This is a genomic window from Campylobacter concisus (assembly GCF_002165775.1).
Lineage (GTDB): Bacteria > Campylobacterota > Campylobacteria > Campylobacterales > Campylobacteraceae > Campylobacter_A > Campylobacter_A concisus_E.
The window spans coordinates 133,644-155,307 of the sequence record NZ_NDYP01000001.1 but is presented as its reverse complement, the minus strand read 5'-3'; the positions used below and the strand labels follow the sequence as shown (position 1 = coordinate 155,307).

General features: G+C 34.9%; 22 protein-coding genes. 2 read left to right on the top strand and 20 right to left on the bottom strand.

The genetic code is table 11. The features are described 5' to 3' along the window. The 16 genes from B9N66_RS00825 to mqnP form a co-directional block, all read right to left on the bottom strand. Positions 1-1,263, bottom strand: a complete 1,263-nt coding sequence (locus tag B9N66_RS00825; RefSeq protein WP_087579487.1) for a homoserine dehydrogenase — start codon at positions 1,261-1,263, stop codon at positions 1-3. After that, positions 1,260-2,468 carry an LL-diaminopimelate aminotransferase gene (locus B9N66_RS00820; RefSeq protein ID WP_084109200.1) on the bottom strand — a complete coding sequence of 403 codons (1,209 nt, stop codon included), beginning with the start codon at positions 2,466-2,468 and terminating at the stop codon, positions 1,260-1,262. The genes B9N66_RS00825 and B9N66_RS00820 overlap by 4 nt, the downstream gene beginning before the upstream one ends. Before the next feature lie 9 nt (positions 2,469-2,477). Then, positions 2,478-3,260, bottom strand: a complete 783-nt coding sequence (locus B9N66_RS00815; RefSeq protein ID WP_087579486.1) for a hypothetical protein — start codon at positions 3,258-3,260, stop codon at positions 2,478-2,480. After that, entirely contained in the window at positions 3,254-4,195 is a 942-nt protein-coding gene (locus B9N66_RS00810; protein WP_087579485.1) for a phosphatidylglycerophosphate synthase, read from the bottom strand. Before B9N66_RS00810 ends, B9N66_RS00815 begins: the two co-directional genes overlap by 7 nt. Beyond that, a complete protein-coding gene (gene rlmB / locus B9N66_RS00805; protein ID WP_087579484.1) occupies positions 4,188-4,868 on the bottom strand; it encodes a 23S rRNA (guanosine(2251)-2'-O)-methyltransferase RlmB in 681 nt (226 codons plus the stop codon). Before rlmB ends, B9N66_RS00810 begins: the two co-directional genes overlap by 8 nt. A gap of 110 nt (positions 4,869-4,978) precedes the next feature. Further along, complete coding sequence (rsmI, locus tag B9N66_RS00800) at positions 4,979-5,794, bottom strand: 16S rRNA (cytidine(1402)-2'-O)-methyltransferase (protein ID WP_087579483.1); 816 nt, start codon at positions 5,792-5,794, stop codon at positions 4,979-4,981. Positions 5,795-5,797: 3 nt separating this feature from the next. After that, positions 5,798-5,998: a 50S ribosomal protein L31 gene (gene rpmE / locus B9N66_RS00795; RefSeq protein WP_002942443.1), complete on the bottom strand. Its 201-nt coding sequence runs from the start codon at positions 5,996-5,998 to the stop codon at positions 5,798-5,800. Positions 5,999-6,081: 83 nt separating this feature from the next. Then, on the bottom strand, positions 6,082-6,738 hold the full coding sequence (locus B9N66_RS00790) for a 16S rRNA (uracil(1498)-N(3))-methyltransferase (RefSeq protein ID WP_087579482.1): 657 nt from the start codon (positions 6,736-6,738) through the stop codon (positions 6,082-6,084). Then, a complete protein-coding gene (locus B9N66_RS00785) occupies positions 6,739-7,140 on the bottom strand; it encodes a hypothetical protein (protein WP_087579481.1) in 402 nt (133 codons plus the stop codon). Further along, a complete protein-coding gene (locus B9N66_RS00780; protein ID WP_084041593.1) occupies positions 7,137-7,340 on the bottom strand; it encodes a hypothetical protein in 204 nt (67 codons plus the stop codon). The genes B9N66_RS00785 and B9N66_RS00780 overlap by 4 nt, the downstream gene beginning before the upstream one ends. Beyond that, complete coding sequence (locus tag B9N66_RS00775) at positions 7,340-7,921, bottom strand: 6-pyruvoyl trahydropterin synthase family protein (protein WP_087579480.1); 582 nt, start codon at positions 7,919-7,921, stop codon at positions 7,340-7,342. The genes B9N66_RS00780 and B9N66_RS00775 overlap by 1 nt, the downstream gene beginning before the upstream one ends. After that, entirely contained in the window at positions 7,921-8,676 is a 756-nt protein-coding gene (locus B9N66_RS00770; protein WP_087579479.1) for a 7-carboxy-7-deazaguanine synthase QueE, read from the bottom strand. The genes B9N66_RS00775 and B9N66_RS00770 overlap by 1 nt, the downstream gene beginning before the upstream one ends. Beyond that, on the bottom strand, positions 8,676-9,644 hold the full coding sequence (gene moaA, locus B9N66_RS00765; protein ID WP_087579478.1) for a GTP 3',8-cyclase MoaA: 969 nt from the start codon (positions 9,642-9,644) through the stop codon (positions 8,676-8,678). Before moaA ends, B9N66_RS00770 begins: the two co-directional genes overlap by 1 nt. A 135-nt stretch (positions 9,645-9,779) precedes the next feature. Then, positions 9,780-10,286: a DUF6115 domain-containing protein gene (locus tag B9N66_RS00760; protein ID WP_021091068.1), complete on the bottom strand. Its 507-nt coding sequence runs from the start codon at positions 10,284-10,286 to the stop codon at positions 9,780-9,782. Positions 10,287-10,295: 9 nt separating this feature from the next. Continuing rightward, a complete protein-coding gene (locus B9N66_RS00755) occupies positions 10,296-10,817 on the bottom strand; it encodes a hypothetical protein (RefSeq protein ID WP_087579477.1) in 522 nt (173 codons plus the stop codon). Further along, positions 10,814-11,674 (bottom strand): menaquinone biosynthesis prenyltransferase MqnP, encoded by an 861-nt coding sequence (gene mqnP, locus B9N66_RS00750; RefSeq protein ID WP_087579476.1) that lies wholly within the window; start codon positions 11,672-11,674, stop codon positions 10,814-10,816. The genes B9N66_RS00755 and mqnP overlap by 4 nt, the downstream gene beginning before the upstream one ends. A gap of 105 nt (positions 11,675-11,779) precedes the next feature. Here mqnP and B9N66_RS00745 point away from each other — a divergent pair, with 105 nt between their 5' ends. Together B9N66_RS00745 and miaA are read left to right on the top strand one after the other, a co-directional pair. Continuing rightward, entirely contained in the window at positions 11,780-12,994 is a 1,215-nt protein-coding gene (locus tag B9N66_RS00745; protein WP_087579475.1) for an FAD-dependent oxidoreductase, read from the top strand. Positions 12,995-12,996: 2 nt separating this feature from the next. Further along, complete coding sequence (gene miaA, locus B9N66_RS00740; RefSeq protein WP_087579474.1) at positions 12,997-13,872, top strand: tRNA (adenosine(37)-N6)-dimethylallyltransferase MiaA; 876 nt, start codon at positions 12,997-12,999, stop codon at positions 13,870-13,872. Between the two features lie 30 nt (positions 13,873-13,902). Here miaA and B9N66_RS00735 read toward each other — a convergent pair whose 3' ends face one another. The 4 genes from B9N66_RS00735 to B9N66_RS09635 form a co-directional block, all read right to left on the bottom strand. Then, complete coding sequence (locus tag B9N66_RS00735) at positions 13,903-14,895, bottom strand: iron-sulfur cluster assembly scaffold protein (RefSeq protein WP_087579473.1); 993 nt, start codon at positions 14,893-14,895, stop codon at positions 13,903-13,905. An 18-nt stretch (positions 14,896-14,913) separates the two neighbouring features. Then, on the bottom strand, positions 14,914-16,104 hold the full coding sequence (locus B9N66_RS00730) for a NifS family cysteine desulfurase (protein WP_087579472.1): 1,191 nt from the start codon (positions 16,102-16,104) through the stop codon (positions 14,914-14,916). A gap of 414 nt (positions 16,105-16,518) precedes the next feature. Continuing rightward, positions 16,519-17,886 (bottom strand): thioredoxin reductase, encoded by a 1,368-nt coding sequence (locus tag B9N66_RS00725; protein WP_087579471.1) that lies wholly within the window; start codon positions 17,884-17,886, stop codon positions 16,519-16,521. Positions 17,887-17,889: 3 nt separating this feature from the next. Continuing rightward, entirely contained in the window at positions 17,890-21,663 is a 3,774-nt protein-coding gene (locus B9N66_RS09635) for a hypothetical protein (protein ID WP_180382042.1), read from the bottom strand. Between the last annotated feature and the right edge of the window lies 1 nt (position 21,664).

Sequence of the window (21,664 nt, the reverse complement as noted above, 5' to 3'; positions counted from 1 at the left end):
CTACTCCTCGATCCTCATCATAAATGGCTCTTCTTTTATATACTCTTGCTCTTTTAAAATTTCAATTGTCCTTCTTACATCAGCCTCAAGACTCGTATGTGTCGTAAAAAACAATACAGCAAATTCACTCTCATCTTTTGGTTTTTGAAGTATGCTATCAATCGATAAGTTGTTTTCGCTCATTAAATTTGTAATCTTTGCTAGCACACCCATTTTATCCTCGACCTTTAATCTAAAGTAGTACTTCGTCTTTATCCTATCGCGGTCAAGTAGCTCAAGCGTATTTAATTCAAACGGTGCTTTATATCCTAGCATCGGCGATTTGCTATCTCTTGCGATGTCGATAAGATCACTGATCACCGCACTTGCCGTTGCGTCACCGCCAGCCCCAGGTCCATAGTACATCGTCTCGCCAACGACCTCGCCAACGACACTAATCGCATTTGTCACACCACTTGCCTTTGCTATCATTTTATTTTGTGGTACAAGCGCTGGATGTACGCGTAGCTCGATTTTACCCTCACTTTTTTTGGCAATCGCTAGAAGTTTTATTGAGTATTCGAAATCTTTTGCGAAAAATATATCTTCAGGTGTGATACCTTGTATTCCTTCGATCAAAATATCCTCTGGATCGCCGTGTACACCGTATGCGATGCTTGCCAGTATAAGAAGCTTATGAGCCGTATCAAAGCCACCCACATCAAAAGTAGGATCAGCCTCAGCGTATCCGAGCTCTTGCGCCTTTTTAAGTGCGTCTTTAAAATTTGAGCCCTCGTCCATCATCGAGGTTAGGATAAAGTTACTAGTTCCGTTTAGTATGCCATTTATACTAACGATGTGGTTTGCGCTTAAGCCTTCTCTTAAGGCTCTAATGATCGGTACGCCACCAGCCACGCTTGCTTCAAAGCCAAATGGCGTGTTTTTGGCTAAATTTTGCAAAGCATATCTGTGATAGGCCAGAAGTGCTTTGTTTGCGGTCACGACTGCTTTTTTTCGCTTTAAAATTTCACTCACAACCCTAAAAGGCTCTTCCACACCACCCATAAGTTCGACAAAAACGTCGATATCATCGCGATTTATAACGCTATTTATATCGTCAGTCAAAGGGATGCCAGCATCTCTTTTTTTATTTAAATTTCTGACCACTCCGATGACTGGCACTATCTCCTCGCCACTTCTTGCTGCGATTAGCTTTTTGTTTTTTAGTAAAATTTTAGCAACTGACTCGCCAACGGTTCCAATGCCCAATATCGCTACATTCATTCAAATTCTTTCAAATATTTTTTTATATTTCTTGCTGCTTGTCTTATTCTATTTTCGTTTTCGATAAGAGCTAGACGCACATAGTCATTTCCGCCCTCGCCAAAACCGATACCAGGGCTAACTGCAACTGATGCCTTTGTAAGAAGCTGCTTTGAAAACTCAAGGCTGCCCAGATGGCTAACCTTTGGCGGAAGTTTCGCCCAGATAAACATACTTGAGCTTGGTTTTTTAAGCTCCCAACCAGCCTGAGCAAAGGCCTCTATCATCACATCTCTTCTTTTTTCATAAATTTGGCGTATCTCTTCAACACAGCTTTGATCGCCGTCAAGTGCGACTGTGGCAGCCACCTGTATCGGCGTAAACATGCCGTAATCAACCCATGATTTTATCTTTTTAAGTGCGGCGCAAAGTCTTTTATTTCCGCACATAAAGCCAACTCTCCAGCCAGCCATATTGTAGCTTTTTGAAAGTGTGTAGCACTCGACTGCAACGTCTTTTGCACCATCAACCTCAAAGATACTTGGCGTTTTGTAGCCATCAAATGTAAGATCCGCGTAGGCGATGTCAGAGATAACGTAAAATCTCTCTTGTTTTGCAATACTTACAAGGCGCTCGTAAAAGCTCTTTTGCACTGTCACGGTCGTTGGATTGTGAGGGAAATTTACGACTACGTATTTTGGCTTTGGTGAGCTTGCGTGTATAGTTTGGATCAAATTTTCAAAAAATTTATTCTCATCTAGCTCAAATTTATCATTGTAGTGAAGTGGCATCTTTGCGACACTTCCGCCAGCAAATAAAAACGCTTGCGTGTGTATCGGATAAGCAGGATCAGGCACGATAGCCACATCGCCTGGGTTTATCACGGCTTGAGCTAAGTGAACAAAGCCCTCTTTGCTACCCATCGTAGCGACTGCTTCGGTATCTGGGTCTAAATTTACGCCGTATTTTCTTTTGTACCAGTTGCAAATGGCAAGGCGGAGCTTGTAAATTCCAGCACTGGCTGAGTAGCCGTGAGTCTTGTCCTTTTGCGCGCTTTCGCATAGTTTATCGACGATGTGCTGTGGTGTTCTGCCCTCAGGATTACCCATAGAAAAGTCGATGATGTCCTCGCCAGCTCTTCGTGCAGCCATTTTTATTGCATTTACTTCGGCAAAAACGTAGTTTGGTAAACGCTCAATTGTATTAAATCTTATCTCATCAAACACTGCTTACTCCTATTTTATAAGCTTGATAATTATCTCATTTTTTATATTATTTATATCAACATTGTCGCTAATTAATGCGTATTTTGCACCTATTGCTAAATTTATAGAAACGGTAGTTTTTGCTTGCTCCTCTTTTATAGAGTCAATCTGATTTAAATTTTTATCATAAATCCTAACAAGTGGCATCCATCTATTTGACTCTTTTGACGCGATATCCAGACTACTTGCACCCTCAACATCAACAAAATAAGTACCACCGCTTTTTAAAAGTGGTGTCTCTTCGTCAAAATTTACCTTTGCAGCCTTAAGAATCATATTCTGAGCATCTAAAAATATCTCCAAATTCCCATCAACTCTATCAAATCCTAAAATTTTAAAACCGCTTTGACTAAGTGCTAAGCTTAATAAGCTTGGATCTATTCCGCCATTTTTTATGGCTGAAATTCCATAAGAAATTTGATCTCCATTTTTTAGAGAATTTATCCTTGAAATACTTATGTTGGCATCGTCTAGAGTTGAATTTATTGATTTTACAAATAATGTAGAAGGAGCCTTTTGCTCACTTATAAATTTTAAATTCAAACTATTTGAGCCAAATGAAATGCTATCGTAACTCGAGTTTTGTTTTAATCTTGATACTAGCTCATTGACATTGAGTGAGCCATTTTGGTCTAAATTTTCTAAAGAAATTTGCACATTTTCAACATTGCTTAAAGCACTTGCACTAGTTTGTAAGCTAAAAGCATAGGCAAATACACTAAAAGCGGTGAAAATCGCTATTTTTCTTACCAAGATTTGCCCTTATTAAGTTCTACGAACTCATCATAGCTCACAAATTTCATCTCTCCATTTTCTACTAAAAACCTAGCTGGACGACTTGGATTATATTTTGTTACCTTATCGCCGATCTTTAGCTCAATGTTACCATTTCCACAAACTACGAGCTGCCTTTGGTCTAAATTTATATTTATGCTTTTGCTTGTGTCGTTTGATACTTTTTGACCATTTTCAAGATTAATGATGCCTATCCAGACGCGTTGTTTTGGTGTAATGACTGCCTCATTTAGTGGCTTTGTAATGTTTTGCTCTATCTTAGGAGCTGACTGAGCTGTCATGCTTGGCTTCACAGCATTTTGCTCCATGTTTGCAGGACTTGTTGTCACATTTTGCTCAACTGGAGCTGAAATTTTTACGCTTGATATGTTTTCTTCTATTTTAGGGCTATTTTGAGAGATGGTGATATTTGTATCGATGATATTTTTCTTCACCTCATTTACTATGCTTGACTGCGAATAGCTCACGCTTTTATTCTCATCATTTAAAAATGATAAAAAATTCTCGATATATTTGTAAGCATCAAAATGATATGCCCCACCAGCGATAATAGCTAAAATGATGAGCCAAAATAAAAATCCAGCACCGCCACTACCGCTTTGTTTTTGTATGGTAATATCTTTTGGAGTGTAAGAAGAAATTTTTGGAGTAACTTTAGTTTTGTGACTCTCATCTGGAGTATTTTCTTGCATAAAGGCATCATATTCAGCGAGCAACTCGCTCAAATCAACATCATATTCACGTTGCAAAATCTTGGCATAGCCCCTAATATTTAAACGTGATAATTTTTCAAAATTTTTATCAAAAATATATTGTAAAAATGTAGGCTCAATATGCGTTTTACGTGAAATTTCCTTTAAACCTATCTCTTTTAAATTCTCTAATTCATTCATATATCATCCTGTCACAAATTATTGCAAAAGCTGCACTTACATTTAAGGAGTCCCAGCCCTCTTTTAACTTTATACCAATACACTCATCACACTTCGCTAGAGCCTTTTGCGGTATGCCTTCGCCCTCTGAGCCCATCACCAAAGCTCTTTTACCGGCAAACTTCATCTCTTTTACGTTTTTACCATTACTTGCGGTTGCATAAATTTTAAAACCAAATTGCTTTAGTTCATTTAATAAACTAAGCCCATCTTCAAAAATCGCTATTGGTATCTCATAAGCAGCACCACTACTTGATCTTAAAACGCCTTGCATATTTATACTTTTTGCCACTATCACAAGACCTTCGCAGCCTAGAGCATAGGCACTTCTAGCGATAGCACCGATATTGCCAACATCGCTTATACCATAAAGAATAGCGATAAAATTTAGCTTTTTAAGCTCAGCAATGTCTGAAAATTCAAACTCACTAACATTCGCTAAAAAACCTTGATGATTCCCACCGCGAGCTAAAGACTGTGCTTTTTGATTATCCACGCGGATGATTTTTTTGCCTGTGCCACAAATTTTAGAGAAGAGTTTTTTGTCACACTCTTTTGAGAGATATATCTCTTCTAGTATCTGTGGTCGCTTGTTCAAAATATGTAAAAATAGTTGTTTTCCGTATATTATCATGGTAACCTATGGTAGCTAAAGTCAATTAAAATTTAACTTATTTTTGTATGTAGCTAGAGTAAATTTTGCACTTTCGTTTTAGTGTCACTAGTAGTTTTGTAGCCTATAATTTAAGCTTTCGTAAGCTCATCATATATCTTTTTTACATCTTCTCCAGTTATTTTGTTAAGCAATTTTGCTTTTACTTTTGGAGCAAGATCAAGCGAAAGTATCTCATCTTTTGTGATATTTTGAGTGGCTGTTTTGTCACTTTTTGAGATGACAATCGCCCACTCTCCACTTAAATTTGCTTTTTCTAAAATTTGGACTAAATTTTTGGCTCTATCCTTAAATTTAGTCTCAAATTTTTTTGTAGCCTCTTTTATGGCAAAAATTTCTCTCTCAGGTTCTAGATTTGTGATACTTTGTACTAAGCCTAGTATGCGTTTTGGGCTTTCGTAAATAACGGCTGGATAAGCTAAATTTAGAGCATTTTGGATAGCGAGGACTCTATCTCTACCAGTGTTTGGCAAAAAGCCCAAAAAGACAAATTCCTTATCACAAAGTCCACTTGCGACTACACTTAAAAGTGCGGCATTTGCTCCACTTAAAATCTCATATTCAATGTTATTTTTTTGAGCGTATCTTACTAGGCTAACGCCTGGATCGCTGATACCTGGCATACCAGCATCGCTCATGTAGGCTACATTTCTGCTAAAAAAATCATCACTTAAATTTGTGAAAAAGTCATCTTCGTTATGGGTGTGAAGTGGAATAAATTTTGAAATATTTATACTTGCGTCAAAGCGTTCATTTAGCAGGTTTATAAGACTTTTACAGACTCTTGTATCTTCGCAAATAGCTATCTCGCATTCACGCAAAATTCTAATCGCACGAAGCGAGATATCTTCTAAATTTCCTATTGGAGTAGGAATAAAGTAGAGCAAGGCTTATTTTTGAGCGTATTTTTTCTTAAATTTCTCAACACGGCCAGCACTATCAACTATCTTTTCGCTGCCTGTGAAAAATGGGTGGCACTTGTCGCAAATGTCAATTCTGATCTCGCTTTTGTTTGACTTTGTTTTAAAAGTGTTTCCGCAAGCACAAGTTACAGTGCAATCTACGTATTCTGGATGGATATCTTTTTTCATCATTTTTCCTTTATTATTTTTGGGCTAATTATCTACATTAAAAGTTGCTGATTATATAAAAAGAAATCTAAAAATCAAATAAATTAAGCCAGGAATTTTGCAGCCACTGAGATAACCGCGGTCTGTGATCTTAAAATGTTTTTAGTATTTAGGCAGTAGCTATTTTTAAATTTAGCCGTCTCATCCTCGCTAAATCCACCCTCTGGACCTATTATTAAAATTTCATCATCTCTTTTTTCATTTAAATTTTTACCGCCAAAATTTATAGCTGAGACATTTTTATAAACGCTCATCAGCTCATCTAAGTTTTTATAAATTTCAAATTCCATTAGCGACGTTCGTCCGCACTGCTCACATGAAAGTGCATTTATATAGTTTAGCCTTTCGATATCTATCTTAAAATTTGCTTGAGAAAATTTCGTGTAAACAAATGCGATTTTGCCAACACCTATCTCATTTAAAAACGGCAGTGTTTTTTCAATAGTCTTTGGATCTACAACAGCCCAAGCGATCGTAAAGTCGAATTTTTGCTCGCCATTTGAGCTGGCAAAGACAAGACTTAAGCTCGCACTTCGCCTATCAATCTCATCAATTTCATAAATATACTCTTTGAAGTCTCGTAAATTTCTAACACTTATTCGCTCACCAGCTTGCATTCTTCTAGCTTTTAGGTGCAAAAAAGCTTCATTTACTATCTTTAAGTTTTCATTACCTGCATTTTTATCATATAAAAATTTCATCTAAATCCCTGCAACTATAACTAAAACAAGATCACAAAATCCCTTAATAAGGGCAAATTTTTTAAATTTTTCTAAATCGTCATTAGCTGCATAAATTTTTAGCCTTTTAAAACCTATGGCACTAAGTACGATTAAAAGTATTAAGATAATTAACATTTTTATAGCATTAAATTTAAACTCATATCCGTAATACGCCCATAAAATAAGTCCGGTTAGCACAAGAAAACTAAGTAACATATGATAAATCGGTAAAAAATATCTTATACGAAGCACATAGTTTTTACTATTGCTGCTAAACTGAGTAAGTATTAAATAAAGTATATTACAGGCAACTAGTGCATAAAAAAATATCACATGAAAAGGCAAAGTATATGCAAAAAGCGAGGAGAGATGTTCGTTCATTTCTTCTCTTTAGAAGGCTCGTTCTCTTCGACGACTGGCTCAGGCGGGAGTTGTTCATCGATTGTGACATTTGCGTCTGGTTGAGCTATGGTCACATCACTCGGTACTGGCTCGCTAATATCATTTTTAGCCTCATCTTTATCTCCACAACCCACAAATAGACCAGCTATAAATAAAAAAGAAGTTATAATTTTTTTCATCAAACGTCCTTTGGAATTTCTATTTTTAACCTATTTTTCATTTTCTCGAATAAATTTTTATCTTCCCACTCTTCTATGATAGCGTCTGAAAATTTGATCTCATCTAGCTTTATCTCGCCCATTTGCGCATTTGCGGAGTCCTCTTTAAAGCACTGTGCATAGCCTGTATCAGTCTCATGCACGATAATGCTATGAAGCTTCACTTCACGCTCACCGTTGTTCATCACGCTAAGCTCAAGTAGTCTTTCTATGAGTACAAAAAATATGCGGCAAAACTGCTCTGCACTTGGATTTAGCGAGATCTCGATCCATCTTGCCGAGTGCTTTTTTAGATCATTTTTATATTCATCATTATCGCCTGAAAATATTGTCGTAGCGTGATCAAAACTATCAATGATCGTTTTTATATTTTGCTTCATTAAGCCAAAATCATAGACCATGCCGGCATTATCAAGAAAATTTGAGCTAAGTAAAATTTCAGCCACATAGCTGTGCCCGTGGATGCTAGTTCTGCAACGCTTTGAGCTGCAAAATCTCACAATATGTGCATTTTCAAATCTAAAAAGCTTTCTAATAATCATCAAACACCTTCTTTATCGCTCCAAAGCCTGATGTGGATACGCTCTGAGTAGTTAAATCCATACTTTATAGCAAATTCTGCTGTTTTTAAAGCATTTTCGTTTAGCTCAGCTCTATTCGCTCCTATTGCCATACACCAAACTGGCAAATCAACTTGATTTTTTATATTTATAATCTCATCCAACTCACTTTTGTTAAAGTGCGAGAGGACAAATTTTAAAAAGCTACTTCTTGCATTATTTTTAATAGCCAAAATAGCGTCTAAATTTATACGTTTTTGCTCATTAACTCCGCTATTTGCTAGCTTTACACCAAGTGCAAAATGGCATTTTTTATAAATTTCATATTTAGCAAAATCAATTAAGATAGTGCCATTCGTCTCAAAATGCACTTCATAATCTTCAAGCAATTTCTTTACCAAATTTATAAAATTTTCATTTTCATGCCAAATGAGCGGTTCACCACCGGTCAAAACAATGATCGGTTTTTGCATTAAGCCTTTGCATAGGTTATTAACTAAACCTAAAATTTCATCTACACTGTAAATTTTATAATTAAAATGCCCTTTAAAAACAGCCCTTATACTGTCACATCCTAGTAAGCTTTCGCCGGTTTTTAAAGACTTTTTTTGCACGCCAAAGCCAGAGCAGTTTAGATTGCAACCTAAAAAGCGTAAAAATATAGCGAGTCTGCCTTGGTAAGCCCCCTCGCCTTGGATACTTAAAAACGCCTCAACTAGCTCTAGCTCTTTGCTCATCAACCACCAGTTTGATAAAAGGCACGCGAAGAGGTTTCATTGCTAGCACCTATCGCCCATTTGTTCTCTTTTGGTTTGTTTGCTAGCACTTGCCTTAAAATTTCACTTGCAGCTACGATATCACCTTTTTCAACCGCTTTTTTGATGCTAAGAGCTTCTTCAAAGTAAAGGCAAGGTATCAAAAGTCCTTCAGCACTTAGCCTGATACGGTTGCAACTCTCGCAAAAATCGTGCTTGTGCGGATCAATGATACCAAATTTATAACCATCATCAAGTCTATAAATAGACGCAGGCGCATTTAGTAGTTTTCCATCTTTTGTGACATTATATTTTTGTGAGATGATTTTTAAAATTTCATCGCTACTTAGCCCTTTTAAATCATCTTTAGCGTGTGAATTTTCCATATACTCAATAAATCTAATCTGAGAATCTCTAAATTTAGCAAACTCGAGCAAATTTATAAGCTCATCATCATTTACGCCTTTTAGTGCGACAGTGTTTATTTTTACCTTTAATCCAGCATCATGAGCTGCTTCAAAGCCAGCTAAAACTTCGTGTAAAACGCTTTTTTGTGCGATAAATTTAGCCTTTTGCTCATTTAGTGTATCAAGTGACATATTTATGCGTTTTAGTCCAGCGTCTTTTAACCTTTTGGCAAAGTGTGAAAGCATATAGCCATTTGTAGTAAGTGCTAGATCGATGTCTGGATTATAATCACTTATCATCTTTATAAAAACGTCCAAATCCTTACGTACAAGCGGTTCGCCACCAGTAATTCTTATCTTTTTTATACCTTCATCGATAGCCACTTTTACAAATAAAAATAGCTCTTCAAAGGTTAATAAATTCTCCCTTGGCGTCCAGCTAAATGGCGTTGTAGGCATACAATACCTACACCTAAAGTTGCAACGCTGAGTTACAGAAATCCTTAAATAATCAACAACCCGACCATATTTATCGATTAGCATAAAGCACCTTCTTAAGCTTGGTTAGAGCTTTTTATAATTTTTTCAATTATATGTTAAAAGATTTAAATCAAAATAAAAATTTAAGCTAATTTTTGTAGTTTAAGAGTAGTTTTGTCTTTTAAAATTAGCCCAAATTTAGGCTAATTTATGAAATTTAAGCACAAATTCAACTCGCCCCATACCCACGTGAAGATCTTTAGCGATCATGGCTGCGCTTTTGCCATCTTTAAACATTTTTAAAATTTGCTCTTCTTCATTGATGACGCTTGGTGCGATTTTATTAATATCTCTTGTTCGCTCTTCAAGACTAACTATCCTATCTTTTTGCTCTGTTGCAAAATCATCAATTACTCGCTCAATGCTCTTAATCGCACGAATTATTGGCACAATTTTCTCATTTATTTGTAAATCAATATTTTCTTTTATCTGTTTTTTAAGTGGCTCATATTGTTCACTATTTTTAAACGCCTCGCCCTCAAGCATTGAAATTTGCTTTTTTAGATTGAAATTTTCTTGCATAACGCTTTCTATCGCTCGCTCAAATCTCGCAAATTTTTTATTTGTCTCGCTATCTTTTATCAACATTAAAGCTACTATTATCGCCAAAACGATACCAAAGCCTAAAAAAATATAAATTTCCATATTTTTCCTTTACGAATTCGCTCTCATTTCTCTTATCATTACACGCTCTCTAGCTGTTACGTAAGCGTTCCAGTCGGCTTCATCCTCTTCGTGCATATTTTCTATCTTTGCTAAATTTTCACTAACAGCCCTTAAATAAAGACTCAAATTTCTCTTTGGAAAGATAGGCATAGCAATCCTTGCGTAGTAAATTTCATCTTTTTGAAATTTTTCTTCGCTTATTTTGATGTGTGTAAAGCCTATTTCTTCGATACTCGCTCTCTCTTTTAGTGGCAAATATTGCTTATGCTCATTTTTAATGTAATCACTCAGCGCATCAACTTTTCTGTGAAGCTCGATTAGTAAAGTTAGTAAAACTTGGTCACTCTCTTTGGTTTCGCCACGTGATTTAGCTCGTTTTAGCCAAGCGCCAAGCGCGTCCTCTTCGCCCGGCAAGATAGAGTCAAACTCTCTTTTAAATTTCTCGCTCCCATCTTTATCGGACTCAAATTCCATATCAAGAGGTGCTTTAAACAGCTTAATCTCGCTCATAATACGCTAATCCAAACAAAGATAAAAAATAAAATTCCCAGATAGCCATTTAACGTAAAAAATGCTCTATCTATCTTGCTAAAATCGCGTCTTACGATCCTATGCTCAAAAAATAAAATAACGCCACTTACTAAAATTCCAAAAAATGCCATCGCTCCAAGCCCAGCTGCCCAAGCAAAAAGTAGCCAAAATATAAAAGCTAAAGCGTGAAAAATGGCCGATAAAAAAAGCGCAGCCTTGTCGCCGTAAATAGCTGGTATGCTAAAGAGCTTATTTTCTTTATCAAATTTCATATCTTGAAGCGAGTAAAGCAAGTCAAATCCAGCTACCCAAAATGTCACACCAAGGCAAAGTAACACGCTCCAAAGCGGTATAGCAGCGCTCACTGCGACCACACCAGCGATAGGAGCAAGACCTAGGCTAAGACCAAGCACCAGGTGTGCTAGCTCGCTAAAGCGTTTAAATAGCGAATATCCACCAAGAACAGCTAAAATAGGAAAACTTAGCCAAAATGCGAGCGAATTTATAAAATAAGCGCATACAATAAAAATAAACGCATTTGCCACGATGAAAAGCTGCATATTGCTCCTGCCGATACGACCATCAACGCTTGGGCGGCTCGCAGTTCGCGGATTTAGCTTGTCGATATCTTCGTCTTTATATCTATTAAAAGCCATAGCAAAATTTCTAGCACTAACAGCGCAAAAAATACCTAAAATAAGCAGTTTTAAGCCAAACCAAGCCGAGCCACTTTCTATCTTGCTAGCAACTATCATCGCCACAAAAATAAAAGGCAGAGCAAAAACAGAATGCTTAAAAACGATAAGTTCAGCGATAATTTTTAATTTTTCTATCATTTGATAAATTTCCATTTTCTTTAAAAATGGTTGATTTTACACCATTTTGCTTTAAATTTGAATTTATATTATCATTACAAGATTAATTTAAAACAAAGGTTTATTATGGGAAAAGTAGCGATTATTGGAGATAGTTTTAGTGCGTTATTTACGGCTTACGAATTAGCTAAAAAAGGTGAAGAAATTTTAATTATTAGCAGCCAAAAAGATGATTTTACAAATGGAATTTTAGCGCCTTTTGGCACACACGCTCTTGCAAAAGATGGAGCGATATCTAGCTCATTTATGGGGCTAGTTAGCAAAAAAAGCGAGCTTGATATAAGTATTTGCTTAAATGAAAATTTTAGAGCTTGGATGACAAATTTTACACTTAAATCAACCAAAGCTCACGACAAAAAGATGCAAATTTTGTTTTCAAAATTTGGTAAGAAAAGCTTTGAAATTTTAAGAGAGCTAAACAACAAATATCCGCAGATAAATTTCGATGAGAGCGGTATTTATCTACTTTTTAGCAATGACGAAAGCTTTAAAAAAAGGCTTGATGAGATAAAGGTTGCCCATAGCGAGCAAGAAATTTTAAGCGTAGATAAAGAGCTAGCAAATTTTGGGCTAATAAATAAAAATATAAAAGGCGCTATAAATTTAGTCAAAAACGCAAGTATTGACACAAATGAGCTAAAAAAAGCTTTGATAAATGAGCTAAATTCTCTTGGGGTAAAATTTATAAATGATGAAATTTATGAGCTAAAAACGCAGGGGCAAATAGTGCAAAAAGCTACCGGCAATAACGGCGAATATGAGGCTGATAACTTTGTGATCGCTTCAAAAAATTTAGAGCTTTCAAATAAGCTAGGCACGAGCTTAAATGCGATTTTGGCTAAATTTTATACCATTGATCTTAGCCTAAATGAAGGGCAAATCCCTAAAAAACCAATCATTTTAAATGATCTATTTGCCAAAATTTATCCTACTAAAAATGGTGTTACGATTATTACAAATTTACAAGTCGGCGCTATCGATACGCTTGTTAAAACTGAAAAGATTAATGCATTTTTAAATGAGCTAAAGATGCATCTTGGTATAAGCGAGCTAAAAGAGCCTAGTTTTAGGGCAAACTACGTGCTTCTTAGCTCAAACGATAAGCCAGCTCTTGGACGCGATAACACATATAGCAACTTGATCTATAACCAAGCTTATGGACTAAATGAGCTTAGCTTTGCTCCGTATTTTTCTGGTGTTTTGGCTGATCTTATAAAAGATGGCAAAAATAACGAGGAAAATGATGAAATTTTACTCTTTAGCTCGTTTTACGAGGGCTAGATTTGTTTAAAGAATTTGCAATAATTGGTACCACGGCAAGTGGCAAAAGCGATCTTGCATTTGAGCTTGCAAAGAAGCTTAATGGCGTCATCTTAAGTCTTGATTCGCTTGCACTTTATAAAGAGATAGATATCGCCAGCGCAAAGCCAAATAGAGAACAGCTTGAAGCCATAAAACACTTTGGTGTAGATGAAATTTATCCTGATGAAGAATTTAGCGTTGTGGCATTTTTTGAAATTTATAAAAATGCAAAGAATTTTGCGTGCTTACAAGACTGCCCACTCATCATTACAGGAGGCAGCGGCTTTTATCTAAAATCAATGCTTAGTGGACTTGCACCAAATGTGCCAAAATGTGAGATAAATTTAAGCAATGAAGAAATTTATGAGCTAGCTGTAAAAATCGATCCTGAGTTTGCAAGTAAATTTAGTCAAAATGACTCTTATCGCCTCGAAAAGTGGTATCAAATTTATAATTTTAGTAACCAAATCCCAAGCATTTGGCTAAGAGAAAATACTAAAGAGAGCATCATAAAAGAGCTAGCGATATTTGAAATTTTATGGGATAAAGATGAGCTTAGAGAACGTATCAAAAAGAGAACAAAAGGTATGCTTGAAGCTGGGCTCATAGATGAGGCAAAATTTTTGTTTAATAAATACAAAAGTGAGCCAAAACCACTAAAATCAATAGGTTTAAAAGAGTGCAAGCAATTTTTAGATAAAGAAATTTCTCAAAACGAGCTTGAAGAGCTCATAGCTACGCACACGGCTCAGTTAGCAAAACGTCAGCGAACTTTTAATCGCTCACAGTTTGAAAAAAAATTTGTGGGTGATTTGAATCAAATTAGAAGTGAAATTTTAAAATTTTTAAGAGAATAAAAACTAGCCCACAAGGGCTAGTTAATAAAATCAAATAGGCATTACCCTAATTTTTGGGCTTAAGTTCTCTTGCAAGACATTTTCAATCGCATAAAGAGTGCCAGTTGAGCCACTTGCACAGCCCGAGCAAGCACCAAGATAGCGGATATAAATATCAGTATTTTCGCCGTTATCATTTCTAATATCTAAAATTTCTAAATTTCCACCATCCATCTCGAGCATTGGGCGAATTTCTTTATCTATGACAGACTCGACTGCTTTTAACTGCCCTACCATCGTCATATTTTCAAAACTAATGTCACCTAAAGTGTGATTTGCTTGGGCATTTGCCTGAGCTTCGATCTTCTCACGCTCCATCTCAGCCCTAGTATCACGCAAAATATCCACCAAATAATATTCTCTTTTTTCATGGCCACCAGGCTTTACACAAGACTTGCAAAATGCTCCAGCTTTGGTGTATTGCGTGATTTCCTCAACTGTGTGAAGGTCATTTAGTCTTATCACTTCTTTAATCGTGCCAAGGCTTACCCTAGCGCACTCGCAAACGATGATCTCATCTTCAAAATGCTCTGGATCTATGCCTTTATAGCTTGCCGCAGCTGCTTTTATAACGTCATACGCCATAACTGAGCAGTGCATCTTTTGAGGCGGGACAGCCGGTGTTTCTGGGTTGTCACGCATAGCTCTTTCAACATCTAAATTTGTTATCTTGACAGCTTCATCAACTGTTTTGCCGATACAAAGCTCAGCCATCGTATCAGAGCTAGCTATCGCTGTGCCACAGCCAAAGCTTTTAAATTTAGCGTCTATTATCTTGTCAGTTTTTTCGTCAACCAGCCAGTAAAGCCTGACTGCATCACCGCAGCTTTCTGCACCAAAGTCAGCCACAATAAGCTTTGCGTTTGCCTTTTTAGCATCTTCTTCGGTTATCTCTCCCATAAATTTAGGATTATTCATCCTGTCTTGCACTACCTTAGAATACTCATCCCAGATAGAGCCTCCGATCAAATTATTCTTTGCCATATTATTTTCCTTTAAATTTTATAATCCGCTCTTATGCCATTCTGGGGCGTAGGCAAATGTACTAGAGATACCTCTTAGTCTATTTACTGCTTTTGTTATGTGCTCGATCGCATAATCAATCTCTTCTTCTGTATTAAATCTAGAAAGAGATAGTCTAAGTGCGGTGTGAGCCAGCTCTTTATCTGCCCCTATGGCCTCCATTATTGGGTTACTCTCTAATGTTTCACTTGCACATGCTGAACCAGTTGAAGCTGCGATGCCAGCTTTGTTTAGATCCCAAAGCATAGCTTCGCCTTCAACGCCTTTTATAGAAGCTAAAATGGTATTTGGCACACGTTGTTCTTTTTTTCCTACAACGCTAACGTCAGGAATTTTTAAAATTGCATCTTCAAGCTTATCACGTAAACGGCGAACATGAGAGTGCTCATAATCCATAAATTTATTTGCCAGTTCAAGTGCTTTACCCATGCCAATGATGCCAGGAACATCAAGCGTGCCACTTCTGCGTCCACCCATGTGCTCGCCGCCATGAAGCAAGCTACTTAGTGGCATACTATTTTTTATAAATAGTGCTCCAACACCCTTTGGCCCGTGAAATTTATGCGCAGAAAAGCTTAAAAAATCAACGTCAAGATCTTGAACATTTATCTTTATCTTACCAACTGCTTGAACCGCATCCGTGTGGAATAAAGCCCCATATTCATGAGCGATACTAGCAAGCTCTTTTATAGGAAAGATCATGCCAGTTTCGTTATTCGCGCTCATTATAGAAACAAGTGCTACATTCTCATCCATTACAGCTCTTAACTGTTCTGGAGTGACTATACCATCGTTATTCACATCTAAAACAGTAAGCTCTACGCCATATTTTTCTAAAAATTTACAAGTCGCCAAAATAGCTGGATGCTCAACTGCGGTTGTTATGATACGTTTTTTCTCGCCAGTTGCTATTTTGTCAAAGTAGATGCCTTTTACTACCCAGTTGTTGCTCTCAGTCGCGCATGAGGTAACGACGATGTCATCGCTATCTTTTGCGTTTAGTCCGGTGTAGAGTTGATCTAGCGCTGTTCTTAAAGCTGGGTGTGTTTCAGAGCCAAATTTATGAAGCGAGTTTGGATTACCGTATTTTTCACAAAAATATGGTTTCATAAGCTCAAAAGCTTCAGGATCAACCATTGTTGTAGCGTTATTGTCTAAATATACTCTCAAATTTAAAACCTTAATTAGGATAAAAAATATCCTTTTTATTTTTGATGGGATATTATAACAAAAAAGTTAAAAGCAAGTTTAAAAATATGCTTTAATTTTTTCAAAATTTAGCTCATTTTGATATTAAAATATATTGAAATTCTTTATCAAGATTTGTATAGATCGTTATTTGCGATTTTTCTTATAAAAAAGTCTAATTATCTCCTAAAATTAATTCATTTTTTTAAGTTTATAGTGCGATAAACATATTAATTGCGTGCATTACCTTTTTATAGTTTTCTTCTAGTTTTTCATATGAGATTTTATAAAGTTCTATTAGGTCGGTTACCATATAGATGCCTATGTCTTTGATTGTAGTGGCTTAATATATTTATATTTGGCCCCGTTTGGAGCCATAGATATTAAATTTATTCTTTAATCCTTTATATTATGCTCTTTGGCATAACTTAGTATCTTTTGCCTAAGATCTTCAGGAAAGCTATCTCTATACATCACTGGCGTTAGAGGATTTAGCTTTTTGTCTAATTTACCAGCCTCATATAGTCTTGTTAGCTCTTCTGGTGTGTTGTAGTATGGTGCATTAGGATATCCCTCTGGTGGGGTTAGAGACATTATCTTTGCTTCTAGGAGGGTGGAGTCGATGTAAAGGTCTATGTCTCTATCTTCATAATTAGCAGGATAGCCTTTTTCAGAAAAAATTTCTGCATATTCTGGCAGTTCTTTTTTAACATAAGAGACAAATTTTTCTCTTGTAGTCTCATTGGCATCAAAGTCTCTAGGGTCTAGCAGCTCGCCCTTGTCTTCTACTAGTTCTCTTAAAACTCTATGCATTGATCCTGTAGGATTAATCACTATCCCGCCTCTATTAAAATCCATCACAAAGTAATTACCTACTATTTCATCAAGATAAGGCATCATACCATATTCATCTAGTGGAGGATTAGTAAATAGTTTTCTAAACTCTTCTGCCATTTGTAAATTTTTGTTTAGACCTGCTAGGTATGTAGAATATTCAAACATATCAGCTAAAGCTCTTAGGGCTTCCTTTTTACCAAGCTGGGCTGATAAAAACATTGATTGATATGCTCTTGCTTTAAATCCTGCATATCCTAGTCCAACTCCTCTTGAAAATCCAGCCGTATTTCCTAAAGTTCCGGCACATATATTCCACTCTGCTGCAAACAGTTCTGATTTTAGAGTATTTCTATTAGCATTTACTTCATCATAAATTTCAGCATATTCTGGTTTAGTTAGTTTGCCATTACTATCTACTCTAGCTATTGCATCTTCAGGAATATCTATCATAGTGCATTTTAGATTACTTCTTTTTACTAGATAGATATATCTATCTCTTTTATCTTTTAAGCTTTCATAGTAGGCTTTTTCTGATTTAGTCCAAGGTGATAGTTTAGTTGAGCTTGGTTTATAGCTAATATCTAGCCATGGCTTAAATGATAGATAGTCTGTTTGACCTAAAGAATTTGGTTTAGGGTTATAGTATAGTGGTTTATAGTTTTTATATGGAGATGAGTCTAGGATGGAGCGAGCTTCAAGGAGCATTTTAGATTTTTCCTCAAAATACTTTGTTGTATTGTCATCTTTAGTTTTAGAAACAATCAAATTTGTCTTTTTATCAAATAATACCTCTTCTCCATTTGGAGCTATAACTATATATGTATTATTGTTATCCATTAAATTTCCTTTATTTATTCTTTTATTTATTTCTATTAGTGATATGGCTATTACTAAGATAGCTAAAGCTGTAAATATAATCTTTTTCATCTTTTATCCTATGTAAAGACCATCTTCCATGACTATGGTGGTAGCTAGACGACCGATTAGACGAGGAGGAATATTCTCTTTTGTTCTTTTTCCGTGCTCTATTTTACACCCCACATACACGCCCTTAATGTTATTGTTGCCAATAGTATCAAGAGCCTCTACCAAATCTCTTGAGAGATTAGAGTGGTTGTTTTCATCGCTGGTGTTAAAGATTCCTTTTTTAAATAAATTTATGATTTTTACTGCTTCTTGATAAGAGTCTATTGCGTATTCGGCATCTTCACTATCACCTGCTAATATATTTTGCTTATACACATCATAAATTTCTTTCTCCTCTTTTACATCTAAATTTAATCCTCTTATCTCTACATCAGAGTTAATATATCTACTTCTTGCATAATTAAAGTAGTTTGCATCTATCTCATTACCAGCTCCTCTTAGTTCATCTAAACATAGATAAGCACTAAGGTTATTTAGTGCTAGCTTTGAAGCAAGGTTATGTGAGAGTTTGCTTTGTTTATTGTTTATATCATAGTAGATAAATGAGTTATAGTCTAATCCTCCACTACTTATATTAGCTCCTAGAAATAGTCTATTTAAATTTAGACTTATATAGTTTTGATAGATCATTACTGGATAGTAGCAATAGGTATTTGTACTATTTTTATCATAAGCTTCTTTTATAGACATAGGTTTATATGAGATATTATTTAGCGCGTAAGCTTCATTAAATTTATATGTGTATCTTGTGTGCATTATTTCATTGTAGTTTTCTTCTAGTTTTTCATAGGATGTTTTATAAAGTTCTATTAGACCGGTTATCATAGATATACCTATGTCTTTACCAAGAGTTTTAGTATAGTCTTTGATTTCTTTTTTCATAAGCTCTACATCTCTTATATTAAAGCTATATGTGTATCTCATAAAAGTATATGTCGTTATCTCGCTATAAGATATATTTAGTTTAAAATGTTCTATCGTTCTATAAAGCATAGAGGTATTTTGGGCTTGCAAAATTAAATTTAGCTTTGATCTTTGAAGTACTATATTTGTAGTTTTTAATCTTGTGATATACAAGAAATATTCATCTATTTGTTTAGTCTTTTTTGCACTAAATAATTTCTTTATTAAATTTAATACTCCAAGCTCGTCTAAAAAGGCATCTTTTAATTTCTTTGCATCCCTTTCAAATATAAAAGAGCTAAGCATCTCATAAATTTTAGATATGCCATCTTCACTTGCAAAGCCTGCTATTGGGAATAATCCTTCAATGGCTGTTTTTACAAGTAAAGAGCTTACCTCTTTATCCATATCTCTATCATTATGATAAGCCTTATATTCTAAGTCTATGGCTTTTTTTAAGACGTCTTTATCCTTAGAAGCTATCACTTCTTTTATCAAAGTTTTATCTTTCTTGCAGCTTTCATCTATATCATTGGCTTGCTCTATTAGAAGCTTCATTAGATCACTTTGTAAAGGATCTTTTATATTTGTATTTACGCTACTATCATTTTCTTCTAAAAGTTCTTTTATACTATATACATTCTTAGTATTTCCTGCACCATCCATATAATCACTAATCTCTTCTATACATAGATACTCATTTTTGCTTAATCCGCTACTTTTAGCACTATCTTTATAAAAGAATAATCTTATATCACTATCACCTAATTTTACAAAAGAATTTGCATTTATAGTACTTATCTCTTCATCACCTATTTTTATATATTCACGGGAGTTTTTTATAGATTTATTTAATAACTCTCCTGAATAGCTTTTGGTCATTATAAAGTAAGCCACGCCAAGGCAAAGTACTTCTAAAAGAGAGTAGTACGGACTTGGCTGATCTTCTAGCGCCTTCTTTACTAAATAGTCTATATCTTCTAACTCCTTATATTCTTCTACCTCTTCTGTCTTATTGTGGTCATGCTCTTCAAATTTCATCCTGTCAATAACATTTTTATTAACTCTATCAAAGACTGCTTTAAATGCTATAGTTGATTTTTCCATATACTCTTTTTCACTCTCTTTTATTTTCTCCATATCATTTGGTTGTTTTGTATAAGCATTTACATGAGAGATATTTATATCAAATAATTCGATATATTTCATGTAATTATCTATATACTTCGAATTAGCATTACGAGGAATATCGCTATATTTTTTTCTATTCTCTTCAATATTATCTATATAGCTTTTTTCTATCCTTGCAAATGGAGATAAATTTAGTAAAAGAGTTGATTTATCATTGTTTTGATCTATATCTATACTATATTTGCTATAGTCTTTTACTGGATTTAGAGTCTTTATGTCACTAAATTTTTGTTTTACCAGGTTGCTACTTTTTGATCTATTTATATCGTCTTTTATAGTTTGATCAAGACTTTTGCTAATAACTTCCTCTCTTAATCCTGCACTTGATCTAAAAGGGGAGTTTGAAAGAACGATGTAGTTTTTATTTAAATTTGAGAAGTCTTTACTATTCATCTCATCATTTACTGAGGTATTATTTTTATCGGATTTATCTGCTATTAGATTAGCTAACTTTATAGAGTTAAAATTTGAAGCACAGATAAAATTTAAATTTGCATTTGTACTTTTTATCTCATCTTTTAATCTACTAAATAAAGTATCATCACTCGAGCCAAAGCCTAAATTTTTATTTACCACATCATAAGAGCAAACCTCTTTGGAGTAATCAAATACAGATACATCATCTAAATATCCATATACACTATATCCTTCATCTGTATTATAGTTTGTCTCTTTTTCGTTAATGCTATATTTAAAAGGGCGGTAGTCTAAATTTAAGTGAGTAAAGTCCAAGAAAAAACCAGATCTAGAATTTTTATCACTTTTAAACACCAAGACATTACAGTTTGAACTTATATTTAAGGTATTTACGACAGAAGCAAACCTAGATGTAAAAAAACTTAGTATTGGTAAGGATACACCGTAAAATGCCCTATTGCTATCATATTCATGAATTGCATACGTCATCTTTCCAAGCTCATAAGCCACAAAACCAAGATTTGATTTTTTTATTATGGCCTTTGGATCGGTTATATCGACTAGACTTAATATAAAAAGAGCTATTTGTTTTATTATAAATTCTCCATTTTCCGAGCTTAGCTCTTTTAAATTTTTATCTAGCTCATCAAAACACTCTTTTATGCTTCTTTCAAATTTGCCCTCGTCTAATCCTTCGCTAGCTATCAATGATTTAGCGTCATTTAGTAGATCATTTTTTAGAGTATTTAAACAATCTCTTAAAATATTTTTAGCCTCATTATAATTAGAAACAATAAGCTCAAACATATGATAAAAACTTGATGGTTTATCTTCTACTTCATTACCATCTTTTAGTAACTCTCTATCATGCTCATCTTGAGCTAAATCCAATATCTCCTGATTATGTATTTTTGTTTGTAAAGGAGTAAGCCCTTCTCTTAAATTTTCAAAGAATTTATCAATAGCACTTTTTTTATGAACTACTTTTACTGGAATGCCTTTATATTTAAACACCCTTACTCTATTTAGTTTGCTATCTTTAAAGCTCTCTTTGTCTACATAAAAATCAGTTATTATTGATATGTCTTTATCTTTTCTTTTAAAATAGATAAGATCAGAGACAATCTCCGCAATTATATTGCCAGAATATGAAGAGAGATAGTTTAAACTAGACGTATAAAGCGTCACGCTCTTTGCATCAGCCATATACTCTTTTATCTTTTTTAAACTCTCTTCGCAAGAGTAGGTTATATTTATATCATTCATC

Excerpts from the sequence above, each read along its gene's own strand:
- B9N66_RS00770 (WP_087579479.1), bottom strand. The coding sequence starts at position 8,676 with ATGAGCAAAGAGCTAGAGCTAGTTGAGGCGTTTTTAAGTATCCAAGGC.
- B9N66_RS00760 (WP_021091068.1), bottom strand. The coding sequence starts at position 10,286 with ATGGAAATTTATATTTTTTTAGGCTTTGGTATCGTTTTGGCGATAATA.
- mqnP (WP_087579476.1), bottom strand. The coding sequence starts at position 11,674 with ATGATAGAAAAATTAAAAATTATCGCTGAACTTATCGTTTTTAAGCAT.
- rlmB (WP_087579484.1), bottom strand. The coding sequence starts at position 4,868 with ATGATAATATACGGAAAACAACTATTTTTACATATTTTGAACAAGCGA.
- B9N66_RS00790 (WP_087579482.1), bottom strand. The coding sequence starts at position 6,738 with ATGAAATTTTTATATGATAAAAATGCAGGTAATGAAAACTTAAAGATA.
- B9N66_RS00725 (WP_087579471.1), bottom strand. The coding sequence starts at position 17,886 with ATGAAAAAGATTATATTTACAGCTTTAGCTATCTTAGTAATAGCCATA.
- B9N66_RS00825 (WP_087579487.1), bottom strand. The coding sequence starts at position 1,263 with ATGAATGTAGCGATATTGGGCATTGGAACCGTTGGCGAGTCAGTTGCT.
- B9N66_RS00780 (WP_084041593.1), bottom strand. The coding sequence starts at position 7,340 with ATGAAAAAAATTATAACTTCTTTTTTATTTATAGCTGGTCTATTTGTG.
- B9N66_RS00745 (WP_087579475.1), top strand. The coding sequence starts at position 11,780 with ATGGGAAAAGTAGCGATTATTGGAGATAGTTTTAGTGCGTTATTTACG.
- B9N66_RS00785 (WP_087579481.1), bottom strand. The coding sequence starts at position 7,140 with ATGAACGAACATCTCTCCTCGCTTTTTGCATATACTTTGCCTTTTCAT.
- rpmE (WP_002942443.1), bottom strand. The coding sequence starts at position 5,998 with ATGAAAAAAGATATCCATCCAGAATACGTAGATTGCACTGTAACTTGT.
- moaA (WP_087579478.1), bottom strand. The coding sequence starts at position 9,644 with ATGCTAATCGATAAATATGGTCGGGTTGTTGATTATTTAAGGATTTCT.
- B9N66_RS00775 (WP_087579480.1), bottom strand. The coding sequence starts at position 7,921 with ATGATTATTAGAAAGCTTTTTAGATTTGAAAATGCACATATTGTGAGA.
- B9N66_RS09635 (WP_180382042.1), bottom strand. The coding sequence starts at position 21,663 with ATGAATGATATAAATATAACCTACTCTTGCGAAGAGAGTTTAAAAAAG.
- B9N66_RS00810 (WP_087579485.1), bottom strand. The coding sequence starts at position 4,195 with ATGAATGAATTAGAGAATTTAAAAGAGATAGGTTTAAAGGAAATTTCA.
- B9N66_RS00735 (WP_087579473.1), bottom strand. The coding sequence starts at position 14,895 with ATGGCAAAGAATAATTTGATCGGAGGCTCTATCTGGGATGAGTATTCT.
- B9N66_RS00755 (WP_087579477.1), bottom strand. The coding sequence starts at position 10,817 with ATGAGCGAGATTAAGCTGTTTAAAGCACCTCTTGATATGGAATTTGAG.